The organism is Arthrobacter sp. Z1-9 (assembly GCF_054792695.1).
This window is the reverse complement of the sequence record NZ_CP096456.1, coordinates 2,644,517-2,659,369: the sequence shown is the minus strand read 5'-3', so window position 1 is coordinate 2,659,369 and position 14,853 is coordinate 2,644,517. Positions and strand designations below refer to the sequence as shown.

The 14,853-nt window shown below is 65.4% G+C and carries 15 protein-coding genes, 1 other RNA gene and 1 riboswitch; of the genes, 7 read left to right on the top strand and 9 right to left on the bottom strand.

From position 1 onward, the window contains the following. The first annotated feature begins 31 nt into the window (after positions 1-31). The 7 genes from prfB (at position 32) to M1D93_RS12290 (ending at position 6,812) form a co-directional block, all read left to right on the top strand. Positions 32-1,147 carry a peptide chain release factor 2 gene (gene prfB / locus M1D93_RS12320; RefSeq protein ID WP_461171816.1) on the top strand — a complete coding sequence of 372 codons (1,116 nt, stop codon included), beginning with the start codon at positions 32-34 and terminating at the stop codon, positions 1,145-1,147. 193 nt (positions 1,148-1,340) lie between these two features. Further along, positions 1,341-2,120 carry a cell division ATP-binding protein FtsE gene (gene ftsE / locus M1D93_RS12315; RefSeq protein ID WP_461171815.1) on the top strand — a complete coding sequence of 260 codons (780 nt, stop codon included), beginning with the start codon at positions 1,341-1,343 and terminating at the stop codon, positions 2,118-2,120. Beyond that, a complete protein-coding gene (gene ftsX, locus M1D93_RS12310; protein ID WP_461171814.1) occupies positions 2,117-3,031 on the top strand; it encodes a permease-like cell division protein FtsX in 915 nt (304 codons plus the stop codon). The genes ftsE and ftsX overlap by 4 nt, the downstream gene beginning before the upstream one ends. Before the next feature lie 26 nt (positions 3,032-3,057). Continuing rightward, complete coding sequence (locus M1D93_RS12305; RefSeq protein WP_461171813.1) at positions 3,058-4,536, top strand: peptidoglycan DD-metalloendopeptidase family protein; 1,479 nt, start codon at positions 3,058-3,060, stop codon at positions 4,534-4,536. An 84-nt stretch (positions 4,537-4,620) separates the two neighbouring features. Then, a complete protein-coding gene (smpB, locus tag M1D93_RS12300; RefSeq protein ID WP_461171812.1) occupies positions 4,621-5,094 on the top strand; it encodes an SsrA-binding protein SmpB in 474 nt (157 codons plus the stop codon). A gap of 78 nt (positions 5,095-5,172) precedes the next feature. Then, positions 5,173-5,541: a transfer-messenger RNA gene (gene ssrA / locus M1D93_RS12295) on the top strand. 287 nt (positions 5,542-5,828) lie between these two features. Beyond that, entirely contained in the window at positions 5,829-6,812 is a 984-nt protein-coding gene (locus M1D93_RS12290) for a S1C family serine protease (RefSeq protein ID WP_461171811.1), read from the top strand. 43 nt (positions 6,813-6,855) lie between these two features. Here M1D93_RS12290 and M1D93_RS12285 read toward each other — a convergent pair whose 3' ends face one another. The 9 genes from M1D93_RS12285 to aroA form a co-directional block, all read right to left on the bottom strand. Next, a complete protein-coding gene (locus M1D93_RS12285) occupies positions 6,856-7,224 on the bottom strand; it encodes a hypothetical protein (RefSeq protein WP_461171810.1) in 369 nt (122 codons plus the stop codon). Between the two features lie 44 nt (positions 7,225-7,268). Continuing rightward, positions 7,269-7,706, bottom strand: a complete 438-nt coding sequence (locus tag M1D93_RS12280) for a FluC/FEX family fluoride channel (RefSeq protein ID WP_461175006.1) — start codon at positions 7,704-7,706, stop codon at positions 7,269-7,271. Further along, positions 7,706-8,137 carry a fluoride efflux transporter FluC gene (locus M1D93_RS12275; RefSeq protein WP_461171809.1) on the bottom strand — a complete coding sequence of 144 codons (432 nt, stop codon included), beginning with the start codon at positions 8,135-8,137 and terminating at the stop codon, positions 7,706-7,708. Before M1D93_RS12275 ends, M1D93_RS12280 begins: the two co-directional genes overlap by 1 nt. Next, positions 8,138-8,851, bottom strand: a complete 714-nt coding sequence (locus tag M1D93_RS12270) for a metal-dependent transcriptional regulator (RefSeq protein ID WP_461171808.1) — start codon at positions 8,849-8,851, stop codon at positions 8,138-8,140. 31 nt (positions 8,852-8,882) lie between these two features. Next, entirely contained in the window at positions 8,883-9,641 is a 759-nt protein-coding gene (locus M1D93_RS12265; RefSeq protein ID WP_461171807.1) for a class I SAM-dependent methyltransferase, read from the bottom strand. A gap of 111 nt (positions 9,642-9,752) precedes the next feature. Beyond that, positions 9,753-11,192, bottom strand: coding sequence for an aminotransferase class V-fold PLP-dependent enzyme (locus tag M1D93_RS12260; RefSeq protein WP_461171806.1), 1,440 nt, complete (start codon positions 11,190-11,192; stop codon positions 9,753-9,755). Between the two features lie 36 nt (positions 11,193-11,228). Next, a riboswitch (SAM riboswitch) is annotated at positions 11,229-11,342 on the bottom strand. A 157-nt stretch (positions 11,343-11,499) separates the two neighbouring features. Beyond that, a complete protein-coding gene (gene hisN / locus M1D93_RS12255; protein WP_461171805.1) occupies positions 11,500-12,312 on the bottom strand; it encodes a histidinol-phosphatase in 813 nt (270 codons plus the stop codon). Between the two features lie 48 nt (positions 12,313-12,360). Further along, positions 12,361-13,476, bottom strand: a complete 1,116-nt coding sequence (gene rsgA, locus M1D93_RS12250; protein ID WP_461171804.1) for a ribosome small subunit-dependent GTPase A — start codon at positions 13,474-13,476, stop codon at positions 12,361-12,363. Beyond that, the gene (aroA, locus tag M1D93_RS12245; protein WP_461171803.1) at positions 13,460-14,848 is read right to left on the bottom strand and encodes a 3-phosphoshikimate 1-carboxyvinyltransferase; all 1,389 of its coding nucleotides are present in this window, start codon (positions 14,846-14,848) and stop codon (positions 13,460-13,462) included. Before aroA ends, rsgA begins: the two co-directional genes overlap by 17 nt. Positions 14,849-14,853 lie beyond the last annotated feature (5 nt).

Genomic DNA, 14,853 nt, shown 5'->3' with positions numbered 1-14,853 from the left:
CCCAGCAGGGATGGCGTAGGCTTAAACAACCATGGCCAATATTGATTTTTCCGCTGAAATCCGCGCCCTTCGCGCCACCTACGAGTCGATTGAGCGGGTCTCGGATGTAGAAGCGCTGAAGGAAGACATCGCCGAACTCAGTGAGCGGGCCGGAGAACCGGACTTGTGGGACGACCCCGCAGCGGCGCAGAAAATCACGTCGCGGCTTTCCCACCGCCAGTCGGAGCTGGAACGCCTCAACAATCTGGCCTCAAGAATCGATGACCTTGAGGTCCTGGTGGAGCTCGGGCAGGACGAGGACGACGCCGCTTCCATGGGCGAGGCTGCCGCTGAACTGGAGTCCATCAAGAAAGCCTTGAAGGAACTTGAAGTCGTCACCCTGCTCTCAGGTGAGTATGACGAGCGCGAGGCTGTCGTCTCCATCCGGGCAGGCGCCGGCGGCGTGGATGCTGCCGACTTTGCCGAGATGCTGATGCGCATGTACCTCCGCTGGGCCGAACGGCATGGCTACCCCACCACTGTTATGGACACCTCGTACGCTGAAGAAGCGGGGCTGAAGTCTGCAACCTTTGAGGTGAAGGCTCCTTACGCCTTCGGGACACTCAGTGTTGAAGCCGGCACCCATCGGCTCGTGAGGATCAGCCCCTTTGACAACCAGGGCCGGCGCCAGACTTCCTTCGCCGCCGTCGAGGTCATCCCGCTGATCGAGCAAACCGACTCCATCGACATCCCGGACAACGAGATCCGTGTCGACGTTTTCCGCTCCTCAGGCCCGGGCGGGCAGTCTGTTAACACCACGGACTCCGCGGTCCGCCTGACCCACATCCCCACCGGAACCGTGGTTTCCATGCAGAACGAAAAGTCGCAGCTGCAAAACCGCGCGGCAGCCATGCGCGTCCTGCAATCCAGGCTTCTGCTCCTGAAAAAAGAGCAGGAGGATGCCGAAAAGAAGGCTTTCGCCGGCGATGTCAAGGCGTCCTGGGGCGACCAGATGCGCTCCTACGTCCTCAACCCTTACCAAATGGTCAAAGACCTGAGGACCGAGCACGAAGTCGGAAACACCTCGGCTGTGTTCGACGGTGAAATCGACGACTTCATCGACGCCGGCATCCGGTGGCGCACGGACAACCGCAACGCCGAGAAGTAGGGCACAACACCACCGCCCGCGCCACGGGGCAAACCAGGATCCGGCGACACGCCACCTGAAACCTGCGTGACGCGCCGGAGTTCCTGAGTATAGTCAAGGGGCCGGGGCCCTACTTTCCCCAAACGAAACCCGTGCGCCGGCTGCAGAACTGGGCTGCATCAGAATCAGCCATGCCTGCAGGGTACTTAGGGCCATGATCCGATTCGAAAATGTCACCAAGGTCTACGACCAGAAAGCCCGGCCTGCGCTGGACTCGGTCAACCTTGAGATTGACCGCGGCGAATTCGCCTTCCTGGTCGGCGCGTCCGGCTCCGGCAAATCAACCTTCCTCCGCTTGGTCCTCAAAGAAGACCGGGCAACGTCCGGCGCTGTCTACGTTGCCGGCCAAAACGTCGCCAAGATCTCCAGTTGGCGCGTCCCGCGGCTTCGCCGCGGCATCGGCGTCGTCTTCCAGGACTTCCGGCTCCTGCCTCAAAAAAACGTCTTCGCAAACGTAGCGTTCGCCATGCAGGTCATCGGCAAGAGCCGCAGCGTTATCCGGGACACCGTTCCCGAGGTCCTCAAGACCGTGGGCCTGGAGGGCAAAGAGCACCGCATGCCGCATGAACTCTCCGGCGGTGAGCAGCAACGCGTCGCCATCGCCCGCGCCGTCGTGAACCGGCCCGGTATCCTCCTCGCGGACGAGCCCACCGGAAACCTGGATCCCACCACTTCGATGGGCATCATGGGCATCCTCGACAAAATCAACCAAAACGGAACCACCGTGGTGATGGCCACCCACGACGACGACATCGTCAACGAGATGCGCAAGCGCGTAGTCGAACTCAAAAACGGCGTTGTTATCCGCGACGAGGCAAAGGCACTGTACACGTCCATGATTCCGGTCGTGGGACAGTCACGCAGGCTGAAGGACGCCAGCGGCAGGGAAGACCCGGAGACGGGACAGCCGCGGGAAGATGAGGGGCAGCGATGAGGCTTGCGTTCATCCTCAGCGAGATCGGCAGCGGCCTCCGCCGCAACCTTTCCATGGTGGTCTCCGTCATCCTGGTCACCTTCGTCTCACTCACCTTCGTTGGCGCTGCAGGAATGCTGCAGATGCAGATCAACCAGATGAAGGGCTACTGGTACGACAAAGTCCAGGTGGCCATCTTCCTGTGCAGTGAAGGGTCGACGGCGGCTGGTTGCGCCGGCGGGTCGGTCACCTCTGAGCAACAGGAAAGCCTCAACGCACTGCTGGAATCTCCTGCGGTTGCCCAATACATTAACGACTTCCAGTTTGAGTCCAAGGAAGAGGCGTACAAGCACTTCAAGGACCAGTTCTCCAATTCGCCCATCGTGGACTCCGTTACCCCGGACCAGCTGCCGGCCTCCTTCCGGATCAACATGAAGGATCCGGAAAAGTACCAGATCATCAGCGAGACGTTTTCCTCCCAGCCCGGCGTGGAAACGGTCATCGATCAGCGCCAGCTGCTTGAGCGACTCTTCTCGGTAATGAACGGAGCCTCCCTCGTGGCGGTCAGCATCGCCGGTGTCATGATCGTGTGCGCCATCCTGCTGATCGCAACCACCATCAGGCTTTCGGCCTTCAGCCGCCGCCGCGAGACGGGCATCATGCGCTTGGTGGGTGCTTCCAAGACAGTGATCCAGCTGCCCTTCATCCTCGAAGGCGTCATCGCCGCGGTCGTCGGCGCTGCACTGGCCTCCGCCACCCTGTGGGCGGTTGCGCACTTCTTCCTCGGCGAGTTCATGTCCCAGCAGTACCCGGATACCGCCTTCATATCGTCCGGCCAAACGCTGATCCTCGCACCCGCGCTGATAATCCTTGGCGGATCCTTGGCGGGAATTTCGTCTCTCTTGACCTTGCGCCGATACCTTCGCGTCTAGGTATGCAAACCGAACAAGGAATGCTCATGAACTTAACGGACCAAAATTCCCCGCGGCACCGGCAGAACAGCCGGGCCAGGGCGCCCCAGCGCACCGGCGTCATCAGCGCTGTGCTCGCAGTCGTCCTCGCCGCAGGGCTGGCTTCCTCCACGCCGGTGGCTTTCGCCGGCGAGCTTGAAGACAAGCAAAAAGCGCTTGAAGCAGAGGCAGCCAGGGTCCAGCAGTCCCTGGAATTCGTCGATTCCCGCATCGCCAAAGCGGCCAGTGACCTGGTCATCTACCAGGGCCAGCTGCCCGGCGCCCAGCAAGCCCTCTTGGAAGCCCAGGGCCGCGTGGCCGGGGCCGTCAAGGAAGTCGAAGCACTCTCCGCCCGCGTGGACATGGCCCAGCAAAACAAGGCCAAAATCACGCAGCAGATGGAAACGGACAAACAGAAGATTGCCGACACCAAGAAGCTGATCGGCCAGATCGCCACCCAGGCGTACAAGTCCGGGGGTGTGCCATCCAACCTGTCCCTGTTCTTCGGCTCCAACAACGGCGGAAGCCTGACCGAGACCATGGATCTGGCAGACCAGGCGATGCGCAGTCAGAACGCAGCCATGGACAAGCTTTCGCAGCAGAACGCCACGAACGTGAACTCCCAGGCCCGGCTTCAGGCAGTCGAGGCGGAGATCAAAGATTTAAAGGCCAAAGCCGACGCCGCCCTGGAGCGCGAAAAGGCTGCCCGCGATGAGGCCGCAGCGAAGAAGGAACAGGTCGATCAGCTGATCGCTGACACTAACCGCCTCGACGCTGAACTGCAGGCGGCAAAGCCCGGCATCCAGACGCAGTTGGCCGGTGTCCAGGCCAGCCAGAACGCCGTAGCAGCTGAAATTCAGGAACGCGACCGGAAGCTGCGGGAAGCCTGGGAAGCCGAGCAGCGGAGGCTGGCGGAAGCCGCCGCAGCTGAGCACCGCAGGCAGGCGGAGGCCGCAGCCGCTGCTGCTGCGGCGGCGGCAGCAGCACGCAACCAGCCGCCACCGCCCGTGCAACCATATGTGCCGCCCGCGCGGCCCGCGCCCTCAGTCGGGTCGCCGTCGGCCTTTGGCCTGCGGCATCCCTTTGGCGGAAGCGTGCCGATCACGTCCGGGTTCGGGTGGCGGGCCACCCCGCCAGGCACCATCGACTTCTACGGGCAGGGCGGCTACATGCACACGGGGCTGGACTTCGGAGCAGCCTGCGGCACACCTGTCTACGCTTCAGCGGCAGGGGAGGTCTTCGGCTCCGGTTGGAGCTCTGCGGACGGAGGCGGCTGGCGGGTCAAGATCTCGCACGGCCTGATGCAAGGCAACACGCTGAATACCATCTACTACCACAACGCGAGCATCGTGGTGTCGAACGGCCAGCGCGTCTCGCAAGGCCAGCTGATCGCCTACTCCGGCAACACCGGCAACTCCACCGGCTGCCATGCCCACTTCGAAACCTGGCTCAACGGCAACCCGGTGGACCCGATGGGGCTGCTGTAGGGCGCATAACCCTGCCGTACACTGGTATGACTCCGCGCTGGCTGGCTCGGAGGACATCCGATTCTTGAACTGAGGAGCTTTCCCTTGCCTAAAGAAAGTGGCCGTAAAGTGGTGGCCACCAACCGGAAGGCCCGGCACGATTACCATGTGCTGGATACCTACGAGGCTGGAATCGCGCTCATGGGAACCGAAGTAAAGTCCCTGCGTGAGGGCCACGCCTCCATGGTGGACGGATTCTGCACCTTCTACAACGACGAGCTGTGGATGGAAGCCATCCATATCCCGGAGTACAACCAGGGCAGCTGGACCAACCACGCCGCCAGGCGCCGCCGCAAGCTGCTGCTGCACCGCGAGGAACTGGTCAAGATTTCGCACAAGGTGCGTGAATCGGGCTTCACCATCGTTCCGCTGCAGCTGTACTTCGTAGACGGGCGGGCCAAGGTCGAAATCGGGGTTGCCCGCGGCAAGCGCGAGTACGACAAGCGCCAGACCCTCCGCGAACAGCAGGACAACCGCGAAGCCCAGCGGGAAATGCGGGAACGAAACCGCCGCCGCTAGGCTGGAATGAATTCCCTGACTGATGCGTTATGATGGGTAGTCCGGTGGGCTTGATCCGCCGGTTTGATAAAAGAATATGGGGATGATCGGTTTCGACGATGTTAGTCGCGACAGGTGAAGCGGGCCGAGGATGCAGAATTATCTCGTAAACGCTTTCTGCAAACCAATAAGTGCCGAATCTAAGCGCACTGACTTCGCTCTTGCTGCTTAACCAGTAAGACAGTCCGTCAGCCCGAGGTTGCTATCGCCCCGGATCCTGGCGTAATTTAGATAGCCACTGCTGTTCACCTCCGTCATCGGGGTGGACGGGACTCTTAGATGACTGGGCCCGGATCAGCCAGCTGTTTGCAGCATGGCTGGGGCCGAGAAAATCCGACGCAAACTGCGCCCGGAGAAGCCCTGACAACACGACATCGGACGGGGGTTCAATTCCCCCCATCTCCACATTTATGATGAGCCAACCCTTCCTTGATGGAAGGGTTGGCTCATCGGGATAACACCCCGGTCCTCCGACCGGGGTGTTTTTCTTTGCCCCCTTCCCGTGCCCCCTTCCCCGGGGGCACCAGCCGCGTGCCACCGGCGAGCCGCCCCCAAAACTGACCCAGGCCCCTCCGTGGCTTCGTTCACCCAAGGCGTAGCGCTGCCGGGACTAGCGGCAGGCCCCTGGTGGTTGACTCGGGTAGGACCCCGCACCGCAGTGGACATCGGGATCCTTCTACGCCAGGAGGTGCCCCATGAACCAGGGGAGCGAGCCAGCTTCACAGGTGTCCGACGTCGACGCCCTGGACTCGTATTCACAGACAGTGATGCGCGTGGCTGCCACAGTCACGCCGCACGTTGCTGCCTTGGAAATGTCCGCGGCCCGCCGCAACGGACGCGTCCGTGTCGGTGCCGGTTCCGCGGTGCTCTTCACCGAGGACGGCTACCTCCTGACGAACGCCCACGTCGTGGCTGGCACCCAACGGGGGCACGCAGTGTTCGCTGACGGCAACCGGATGGAGTTGGAACTTGTGGGCGCGGACCCGCTGTCCGACCTTGCCGTGGTCCACGGCAGGCCGCCGCGGGTGGCGCCGGCGCAGTTCGGTGCTGCGGAGTCTTTGCGGGTGGGCCAGCTGGTGGTCGCCGTCGGGAACCCGCTGGGTCTCGCGGGCTCAGTCACGGCGGGCGTTGTCAGCGGCCTGGGACGCGCCATCCCGGTCTGGTCCGGAGGCAACCGCCGCGTCATCGAGGACGTCATCCAGACGGACGCGGCCCTCAATCCTGGCAATTCGGGCGGAGCGCTGGCCGATACGCACAGCCGGATCGTCGGAATCAACACCGCCGTGGCTGGCGCCGGACTCGGCCTGGCCATCCCCATCAATGCCACCACGCAGCGGATCATCTCCGCGCTGCTGGCGGACGGACGGGTGCGGCGGGCCTACCTTGGCCTGGTCAGCACGCCGACCCGCCTCAGTCCCAGCGCCGTCATTCGAACCGGCCAGCGGGATGCCCTGCGCGTGGTGGAAGTACTCCCCGGCTCTCCCGCAGACAAAGCCAGCCTGGCAGCGGGGGACATCCTCCTCGCCGCTGGCGGCCGCCCCGTCAGCGACGCCGAAAGCCTCCAGCGACTGCTCTTCGCAGACGCCATCGGCGAACCGCTCCCGCTGGCGGTACTGCGGGACGGTACGGAAATCCACTTGACGGCAGTCCCCGAAGAGATGGTCAGCAACGGTAAGTAAGCAGGAGGCAGCACTGCCGTCCCAGCCGCAAAAAGCTGCGGGCTTAGTCCTGCCCCGGCACGTCTGCGATGCCTACGAAACGCGTGCCGACGCCGTCGAACTCGCTGCGGACGTACCCTGCGCGGACGCGCGGAACGTCCTCGGGGCTGTGATGGCCGCACACCACGTAGGTAAAGTCGGGCCACCACTTTTTGGGGCGCGCTGCTTCCTCGTAGCCGCAGACGGCGCACTCGAGGTGGACCCAGACGGGCCGTTTTCCGGTGCGGTTGGCGCGGGACTGGACCAGCCAGGGTGGCGGGTTGTCCAGGATCTCACCCAGTTCAGCTTCGGACATCCACTTTGGTAGGCCGTGGCGCTGGGCCATTTCCATCGGTACATCAAGGGCAATGGCCGCGTCGCGTCTGCTAATCATCACCATCCACGATACGCGAGCCGGCCAAATCGCCTGCAGCAGCGCTAGGAAGCGAGGGCAATCCCGGCCGCAGCAGCCGCAAAGCCCAGGCCAAGGTTAGCCGCCACATTCAGTACGGCGGAGCCGAACCGCATTTCAGTCAACAACCGCACCGTTGCCGTGGTCCATGAACTGAACGTGGTGAGTCCGCCTGCCAGCCCTGTGGCCAGTGCGGCCTCCCATTCCGGGGCCAGCCCCAGCTTCATGGTCATGGCGTGCGAGACCCCAATGATGAAACATCCCGTCACATTCACCAGCAGTGTGGCCCAGGGCCAGTGCAGCCGCGCCTGGTGCCCCCAACCATGCGGGGAATGCCCGGCGGAACGGGCGGAACGGGCGGGACGGGCGGTACGGATGGACGCATGCTGCGCGAACCAGCTGTCAACGCCGAAACGCAGAAGCGTCCCGGCGACGCCGAACAGGCCCACCAGGGCAGCAGTCATCACGCCGGGCGGCCCGCGCCGGCGTTAAAGCGCCCGGCCAGCAACGCGCCAAACCGCCAGCCGAGGCCCGCCGCCGCCAGTCCCAGAAGCACTGACAGGGCCAGGTAGGCGGCCCATACCGGGTGATCGCCGGCGCGGACCAGCTGGTCCACGGAAAAGACTACGGCCGAGAAGGTGGTGAAGGACCCCAGCAAGCCCGGCCCCAACCCGGCCCGTAACCAGAACGCGGTCTGCGGGCGGGCCATCCAGGCAGTGGTCAATGCAGCCAGGATGAAGCTGCCGCCGACGTTGATCAACAACGTGGTCCAGGGAACCGCACCGGGAAGATCGGGAAACGCCAGCCCCAGTCCATAGCGCAGTTCAGTGCCGATGAGGCCACCGGCGGCGACGGCGAGCCAGGCGCGGCCCGCCGGTTTGCCGGCCGGCTCCATTCAGCTGTCTCCCAGCAGGCAGCCCGTGTGGGGATGATCGCTGTGGACCCACAGGGCTGACGTGATTTCATCGGCCAGGTCATAGTCCCGGGTCCTGCCCGAGTTCCTGATCCGCACCACGAGGGCGCCGCCGAACGGTTTGCGGCCCAGAACCTCCACTTCGGCGTCGAGGTCTATTTCCTCGGCGGCAAGATAGCGGAGAAGGTCCGGGTTCTCATCGCTGATCCGGGTGATCCTGCCGGTGTGCCCCTGGTCCAGCTCACCCATCAGGTGGGCGCGCGGCATCAGCACTTTCCCGTCGGGGGTGGGAATGGGGTCACCGTGCGGATCCCGCTGGGGGTTCCCGAGTTTCGCTGAAACCCGCTCAATGAAGGTGTCAGAGACGGCGTGTTCCAGCAGCTCGGCTTCGTCGTGGACCTCGTCCCAGCTGTAGCCCAGCTGCTGGACAAGGTAGGTTTCGATCAGGCGGTGGCGGCGCACCATGGAAAGGGCCAGCCGGACGCCGGCGTCCGTCAGGGTGATGGCGCTATAGGGCTTGTGGTCAACAAGGCCCTGGTCCTTCAGCTTGCGGACCATCTCGGACACCGAGGAATTCGCGACGCCGAGGCGCTGGGCCAGCTGGGAGGACGTGATGGCCTTGTCCTGCCATTCCGTGAACGAGTAGATGACCTTGACGTAATCCTCGATGGAGGAGGAGGGCGCGCTGGTCTTCACAGCTCCAAGCCTACCCGTTGCCGGTTGGCCGTCATGCCTTGAAGGCCCGCCAGGCGAGCGTCAGATACGGCAGTTCAAGCTCGTCATCCAGGCTGTGGCCAAGGTGCTCGTGGAGGTACCAGTCCAGGTTGGCCAGCACCTTGGCGCGGGTGGTTTCGCCGGCGCGCAGGTAGTAGCTTCTGGACTTCGTCAGCTCAACCAGGTCCGAGGTGCTGACCCGGTCCTGCCAGTGGGTCACGTGACCCTCGAGCCCCTTGAACTCGGGCCCCACGTTAGGCCGGAAGTCCGGTTTGTACACATCGCCGGCGTGCATGATCCGGGAGAGCCGGTGGACCCAGGGCACGGATGTGTCCAGCTGGTTCCAGACCAGGCCCAGCGTCCCGTGCGGGCGGAGGACGCGGGCCAGTTCGGAGCTGGCGGCCAGGGCGTCGCACCAGTGCCATGCCTGGGCAACACTGACGACGTCGAAGGCTGCGGCAGGCAGGCCCGTCGCCTCCGCGGTGGCTTGGACTGCCGTGGCAGCGGGATAGTGCGCCCGTAACTGCTCGAGCATGTCAGCAGAGGGGTCCACGGCCGTGACGGCCAGGCCCATGTCCAGCAGCAGTTCGGTGAACTTGCCGGTGCCGGCACCGGCATCGAGCGCCTCGCGGGCGCCCGGGGGCACCAGCCAGCGGGCTGATTCTTCCGGGTAGCCCGGACGGACCTGCTGGTAGTGCCGGCCGCCGTCCTGGAAGCTCTGGCCAAGCTCCCGCCGCCGTCCGTGATCAAGCCTGGGGCCACCCCGTACCACGCGTGGCCTCCTTCGTCCGATGCCCTTGGGTATCCTTCGAATGTACCGCAATCGCCGTAGAGGCAAGATCAGGAAGCAGAGTCAGCGCGAACCCGTAGCAGGCACGAGGGTTCAGTCGTCGATGCAGGGGGCAGCGCCGGCGGTTCCCGGCGTGTTGGGTGCCCAGTGCGGGTAGGTCCGCGTGTCGTTGGCAGGAACCCAGCGCCCCGCATCCACCACGTAGTCCCACCCGAGGCCGTTGCGGCGCAGCGACTCGATGCCGGCCAGGAGGCGTTCGGCATCCTCAAGACGTGAGCCGACGCCGAAACTTGCACGAAGGGAACCGGAGGGAAGCCCGAGCCGCTTCAGCAGCGGGTGCGCGCAGAAGCGGCCGTCCCGCAGGCCTACGCCGTGCTCAGCGGAAAGGTAGGCGGCCACAAGGCCGGCGTCATAGCCTTCCACGGAGAAGTTGACCACGCCGATCGTGTCCGTGTCCGGGTTGGTGTCCTTGAAGATCTGGTGCACGGTCACGCCGTCGATCGTCTGCAGGCCTTCCACCAGGAAGGAGCGGATGGCCGATTCGTGGGCGTGCCACTGTGCCTGGTCCAGCCCGGCGATCACCTGGGTGGCGCGGGCCAGGGTTGCTGCGCCAAGGACGTTCGGCGAGCCGCCCTCATGGCGGGCCGGGCCCGTGGCCCAGCTGACGCCGTCGAGCCTTGCTTCCTTCACGGCGCCGCCGCCGGCCAGATGGGGCGTTCCGGCGTCGAGCCAGTCCGGCCGGCCCACCAGCACGCCGGTACCAAACGGCGCGTAGAGCTTGTGGCCGGAGAAGGCCAGATAGTCGACGCCGTCCGCGGCAATGTTCACGCGGCGGTGCGGTGCGAGCTGGGCCGCGTCCACCACGATCCTTGCGCCGTGTTCGTGGGCAAGTGCGGCGAGGGCCCGGACGGGAAGAATTTCACCGGTGACGTTGGAGGCGCCGGTGACGGCGAGCAGGCTCACGCCGCCCTGTTCCAGCTCAGCGCGGACGGACTCGATAGTCCCTGCGATGGTGTCAGCGGCAACGATGCTCCGGTGGGGGACGCCCTGCCACGGCAGCAGGTTCGCGTGGTGTTCGATGTCCAGGTACAGGACGTCGCCGTCCGGATGTCCATCGGTGGCGGGGAGGCAGCCTGCCAGCAGGTTGAGGGAGTCTGTGGTGTTGCGGGTGAAAATTACTGAGTCATCAGGGCGGCCGCCCACGAAGTCCCGGACGATGCTGCGTGCGTTCTCGTAGACGGACGTGCTGATCTGGGAGGCGTAGCCGGCGCCGCGGTGGACGCTGGCGTAGAAGGGCAGGATCTCGTTGAGGTACGCCGAGACCACCGAGAGGGCGGGAGCGGAGGCGCCATAGTCGAGGTTGGCGTACCGGACATGCCCGCCGGAAATCAGGGGTGCCTGGATTTCCGCGCCGGTGACGGCGGCAAGGGGACGGCCGGCAACATCGCGGCGGGCATCAAAAAGGGCAGCGGCTTCAGCCTCGATGCTGTCAGGCTGGGCGGGGGCGTTGGGGGAGACGGTGGCAGTTGTCACAGAGACCTCACTTCGGAAAGGACTCCCTGCTCCGGGAATCCGCGCTTGCCGCATCCGTTCCGGACCGGCCTGGTCGTCACCCGGGGCACCCCACCGCGGTTGGAGGGTTGCCGGCCAGCAAACCGGGGTTTCGCGCTGGCACTCGTGACCTGGTTAAGAGCGTAGGACATGCGGCAGGAAGGTTTGAAGCCGGCTCGAATGTTAAGCGCTTTGTTACGCGGACGCTGAAAGTGCTGCTTTGACCGAAGAAACGACGGCGGGCGCCTCCTTTTGGAGGCGCCCGCCGCTGATTCTTCGGAGTAGTTCCCTAGAGAAGATCGTCCAGGTCAGGGTTCAGCCTGCGGAGTACCTCGGAGTGCAGGATGGAGTTTGTGGCCAGAGCGTTGCCGCCGAATGGCCCGTCCTCTCCTTCCAGGGAGGTGAAGCGGCCGCCCGCTTCGACCACGATCGGCACGAGCGCCGCCATGTCGTACAGGTTCAGTTCGGGTTCGCAGGCGATGTCCACAGAGCCTTCCGCCACCATGCAGTAGGACCAGAAATCGCCAAATGCCCGGGTCCGCCACACGTCCTCGGTGAGGCCCAGGAAGTTGTCCAAGCTCCCGCGTTCCTTCCAGCCGCCCAGGCTGGAGTAGGACAGGGATGCGTCGGAGAGGTTGGCGACGTTGGAGACGCGGAGGCGGGTGGCAGCAGCCAGGGACCGTCCCATGTAGGCGCCCATGCCCTTGGCCGCCCACCAGCGCTTGCCCAGGGCCGGGGCGCTGACCACACCAACAACAGGCTCGCCCTCATCAACCAGGGCGATCAGGGTCGCCCACACCGGGACCCCGCGGACGAAGTTCTTGGTGCCGTCGATGGGATCGATGATCCAGCGGCGGGATCCGTGGCCGGTACTGCCGAACTCTTCACCGAGCACGGCGTCGCGCGGACGGGAGCGGGACAACTGGCCGCGGATGGCTTCTTCCGCAGCTTTGTCCGCGTCGGTGACCGGCGTCAGGTCGGGCTTGGTCTCCACCTGGAGGTCCTGGGCCTTGAAGCGGCTCATGGTCTGGTCATCCACAGAGTCTGCCAGGACGTGCGCCAGGCGCAGGTCATCGTTGTAGCTTGAAGCGGGTTGGATCATGGTTCCAAACTACCGTCTGCGCGCGGTTCTGCTGGGAGATCGGCTTTGTCAGTTGACGCTGCCGAGCTCCTTGGCCTCCTGCGCCTCCTGCCGCGGGTCGGTGCCCAGGAGGCGCCGCAGGGATGCCAGCCGGGCTTCTCCGGTGGCTCCGGCATGCCCACCGCCCACCCAAGCGTCCAGCCCGCAGTTCACGGCCGTGGCGGTGTGTTTGCAGCCGCGTTCGCAGTCCTCGATGCCGGGGGAGAGGTCCGGGAAGGAGCGCAGGATCCGGTCCGGGTCCACGTGCGCCAGGCCGAAGGAGCGGATGCCAGGGGTGTCGATGATCCAGCTGCCGGCGGGTGCGTCTGCAAGCCTCAACGCCAGCGCGGACGACGACGTGTGGCGGCCCCGGCCCGTCACCGCATTGACCCCGCCGGTGGCACGTTCGGCCCCGGTCAGCGCGTTGACCATGGTTGACTTGCCCACGCCGGAGTGCCCCAGCATGACTGTCACTTTTCCGTCCAGGTAAGCGCGGAGCTCCGCGACGGCCCTGCTGTCCAGGCGCGCGGACAGGCCGTCGTCCGAGCGGGCATCGATCCCCGAAGCGCTGGAGTCGGCCGTCCGGCTGATGATCACGGGGAGGTCGAGGTGCGTGTAGTTGGACAGCAGCTCGGCCGGATCCTTGACGTCAGCCTTGGTGACCAACAGGATTGGCTCGATCCCGGCGTCGTACGCCGCCACCAGGGCGCGGTCGATGAAGCCGGTGCGCGGCTCGGGGTTGGCGGCAGCCACCACAACCACCAGTTGGTCCGCGTTGGCCACCACGGCGCGTTCCACGGGATCGGTGTCGTCCGCGCTGCGGCGCAGCAGCGTCCTGCGGTCCTGGATCTTGACCAACCGGGCCAGGGTGTCCGGTTCGCCGGAAACGTCGCCCACGAGGGAGACGAAATCGCCCGCCACGACCGGGTTGCGGCGCAGCTCCCGCGCCCTCGCTGCGATGACCACTCGTTCGTTGCCGGAGTCCTCGCCCACCACGGCCGTGTACCTGCCGCGGTCAACGGTGATGATCCGTCCCGTCACGGCGTCGTCGTGGCTGGGCCGGTCCTTGGTGCGGGGGCGCGAACCCTTCTTGCTGGGCCGGATGCGGACATCCGATTCGTCCCAGGAATCAGTGCTCCGCGCCACCGGTTGAACCTTCCGCGCCCGTAGCGGGGCCTGCCTGGCCAAGCATGTCCGCCCACAGCCGGGGAAAGTCCGGCATGGTTTTGGCGGTAGTGGCGATGTCCTCCACCTGCACACCCTCCACTGCCAGGCCAAGGATTGCGCCGGCGGTGGCCATGCGGTGGTCGGCATAACTGCGGACGACGCCGGCGTGCAGCTTGGCAGGCCGGATCACCAGGCCGTCGATGGTCTCCTCGGCATCACCGCCAAGGCGGTTGATCTCGGTCACCAGTGCGGCAAGCCTGTCGGTTTCGTGCCCGCGCAGATGGGCAATGCCGCTCAGCCGCGAGGGCCCGCTTGCCAAGGCGCACAGCGCAGCGACGGTCGGGGCCAGCTCGCTCGTGTCCGCGAAATCCGCGCCCTTGATCTCCGGACCGCCCGTGACGGTGAGGACGCCGTCGCGCAGGCTAACCTCCGCGCCCATCTCGGCAAGAATGGTCCGCCAAAGATCCCCTACCTGTTGCGTCTGTTCGGGCCAGCCGGGAACCCGTACGGTACCGCCCGAAGCCAGGGCCGCGGCAAGGAACGGACCGGCGTTGGACAGGTCCTGCTCAATCCGCTGGTCGAAGGCCCGAATGGGACCGGGTGCAACAACCCAGTGGTTGGGAACCGAATCGTCAACAACAACCCCGGCGCCCCGCAGGACGGCGACGGTCATGTTGATGTGGTCCAGGCTCGGTACGGGTTTCCCTACGTGCTCGAGGTGCAGGCCCTCAGTGAACCGTGCCCCCACCAGGAGAAGTGCCGAGACGAACTGTGAGGAGGCGCTGGCATCGATGACCAGGTGGCCGCCGCGTACTTCTCCGGTGCCTTCCACTGCAAACGGCAGTGACGACGGCGTGCCGCCGCCTTCAGCGGAAACGGCCACTCCCAGCGCCTTGAGCGCCTCGATGATGGTTCCCATGGGCCGCTTCCGGGCGTGGGGGTCGCCGTCGAACAAGCTGGCGCCGTTCCGGAGCACCGCAAGTGGCGGAACAAATCGCATCACCGTGCCGGCCAGGCCGCAGTCGATCATGGTGGAGGTCGGCGCAGCAGCCGCCGGCAGCGGCAGGACCTCCAGGTCCGGCCCGAAGGCCCCGTCCCCCGGCACCTCGGTGATGGTGGCGCCAAGCTGGCGGAGCGCGTCAATCATCAGAGCCGAATCCCTGGAGTGCAGCGGCGCGCGCAAACGTGACGGGCCGTCAGCCAGGGCGGCAAGGACCAGGTACCGGTTGGTCAGGGACTTCGAACCGGGCACCGTGACGGTGGCATCCACCGGGCGGGACGCGAAAGGTGCGGGCCAGTGGGGGAGGGATGCTCCGGAGTTGTCGAAGGTGGCGGCGGCTGCGGCGGTCATGTCCT

Bases quoted from the DNA above. Each gene is read 5' to 3' on its own strand.
- prfB (WP_461171816.1), top strand. From the start codon at position 32: ATGGCCAATATTGATTTTTCCGCTGAAATCCGCGCCCTTCGCGCCACC.
- ftsE (WP_461171815.1), top strand. From the start codon at position 1,341: ATGATCCGATTCGAAAATGTCACCAAGGTCTACGACCAGAAAGCCCGG.
- ftsX (WP_461171814.1), top strand. From the start codon at position 2,117: ATGAGGCTTGCGTTCATCCTCAGCGAGATCGGCAGCGGCCTCCGCCGC.
- M1D93_RS12305 (WP_461171813.1), top strand. From the start codon at position 3,058: ATGAACTTAACGGACCAAAATTCCCCGCGGCACCGGCAGAACAGCCGG.
- M1D93_RS12290 (WP_461171811.1), top strand. From the start codon at position 5,829: ATGAACCAGGGGAGCGAGCCAGCTTCACAGGTGTCCGACGTCGACGCC.
- M1D93_RS12285 (WP_461171810.1), bottom strand. From the start codon at position 7,224: ATGATTAGCAGACGCGACGCGGCCATTGCCCTTGATGTACCGATGGAA.
- M1D93_RS12280 (WP_461175006.1), bottom strand. From the start codon at position 7,706: ATGACTGCTGCCCTGGTGGGCCTGTTCGGCGTCGCCGGGACGCTTCTG.
- M1D93_RS12275 (WP_461171809.1), bottom strand. From the start codon at position 8,137: ATGGAGCCGGCCGGCAAACCGGCGGGCCGCGCCTGGCTCGCCGTCGCC.
- hisN (WP_461171805.1), bottom strand. From the start codon at position 12,312: ATGATCCAACCCGCTTCAAGCTACAACGATGACCTGCGCCTGGCGCAC.
- aroA (WP_461171803.1), bottom strand. From the start codon at position 14,848: ATGACCGCCGCAGCCGCCGCCACCTTCGACAACTCCGGAGCATCCCTC.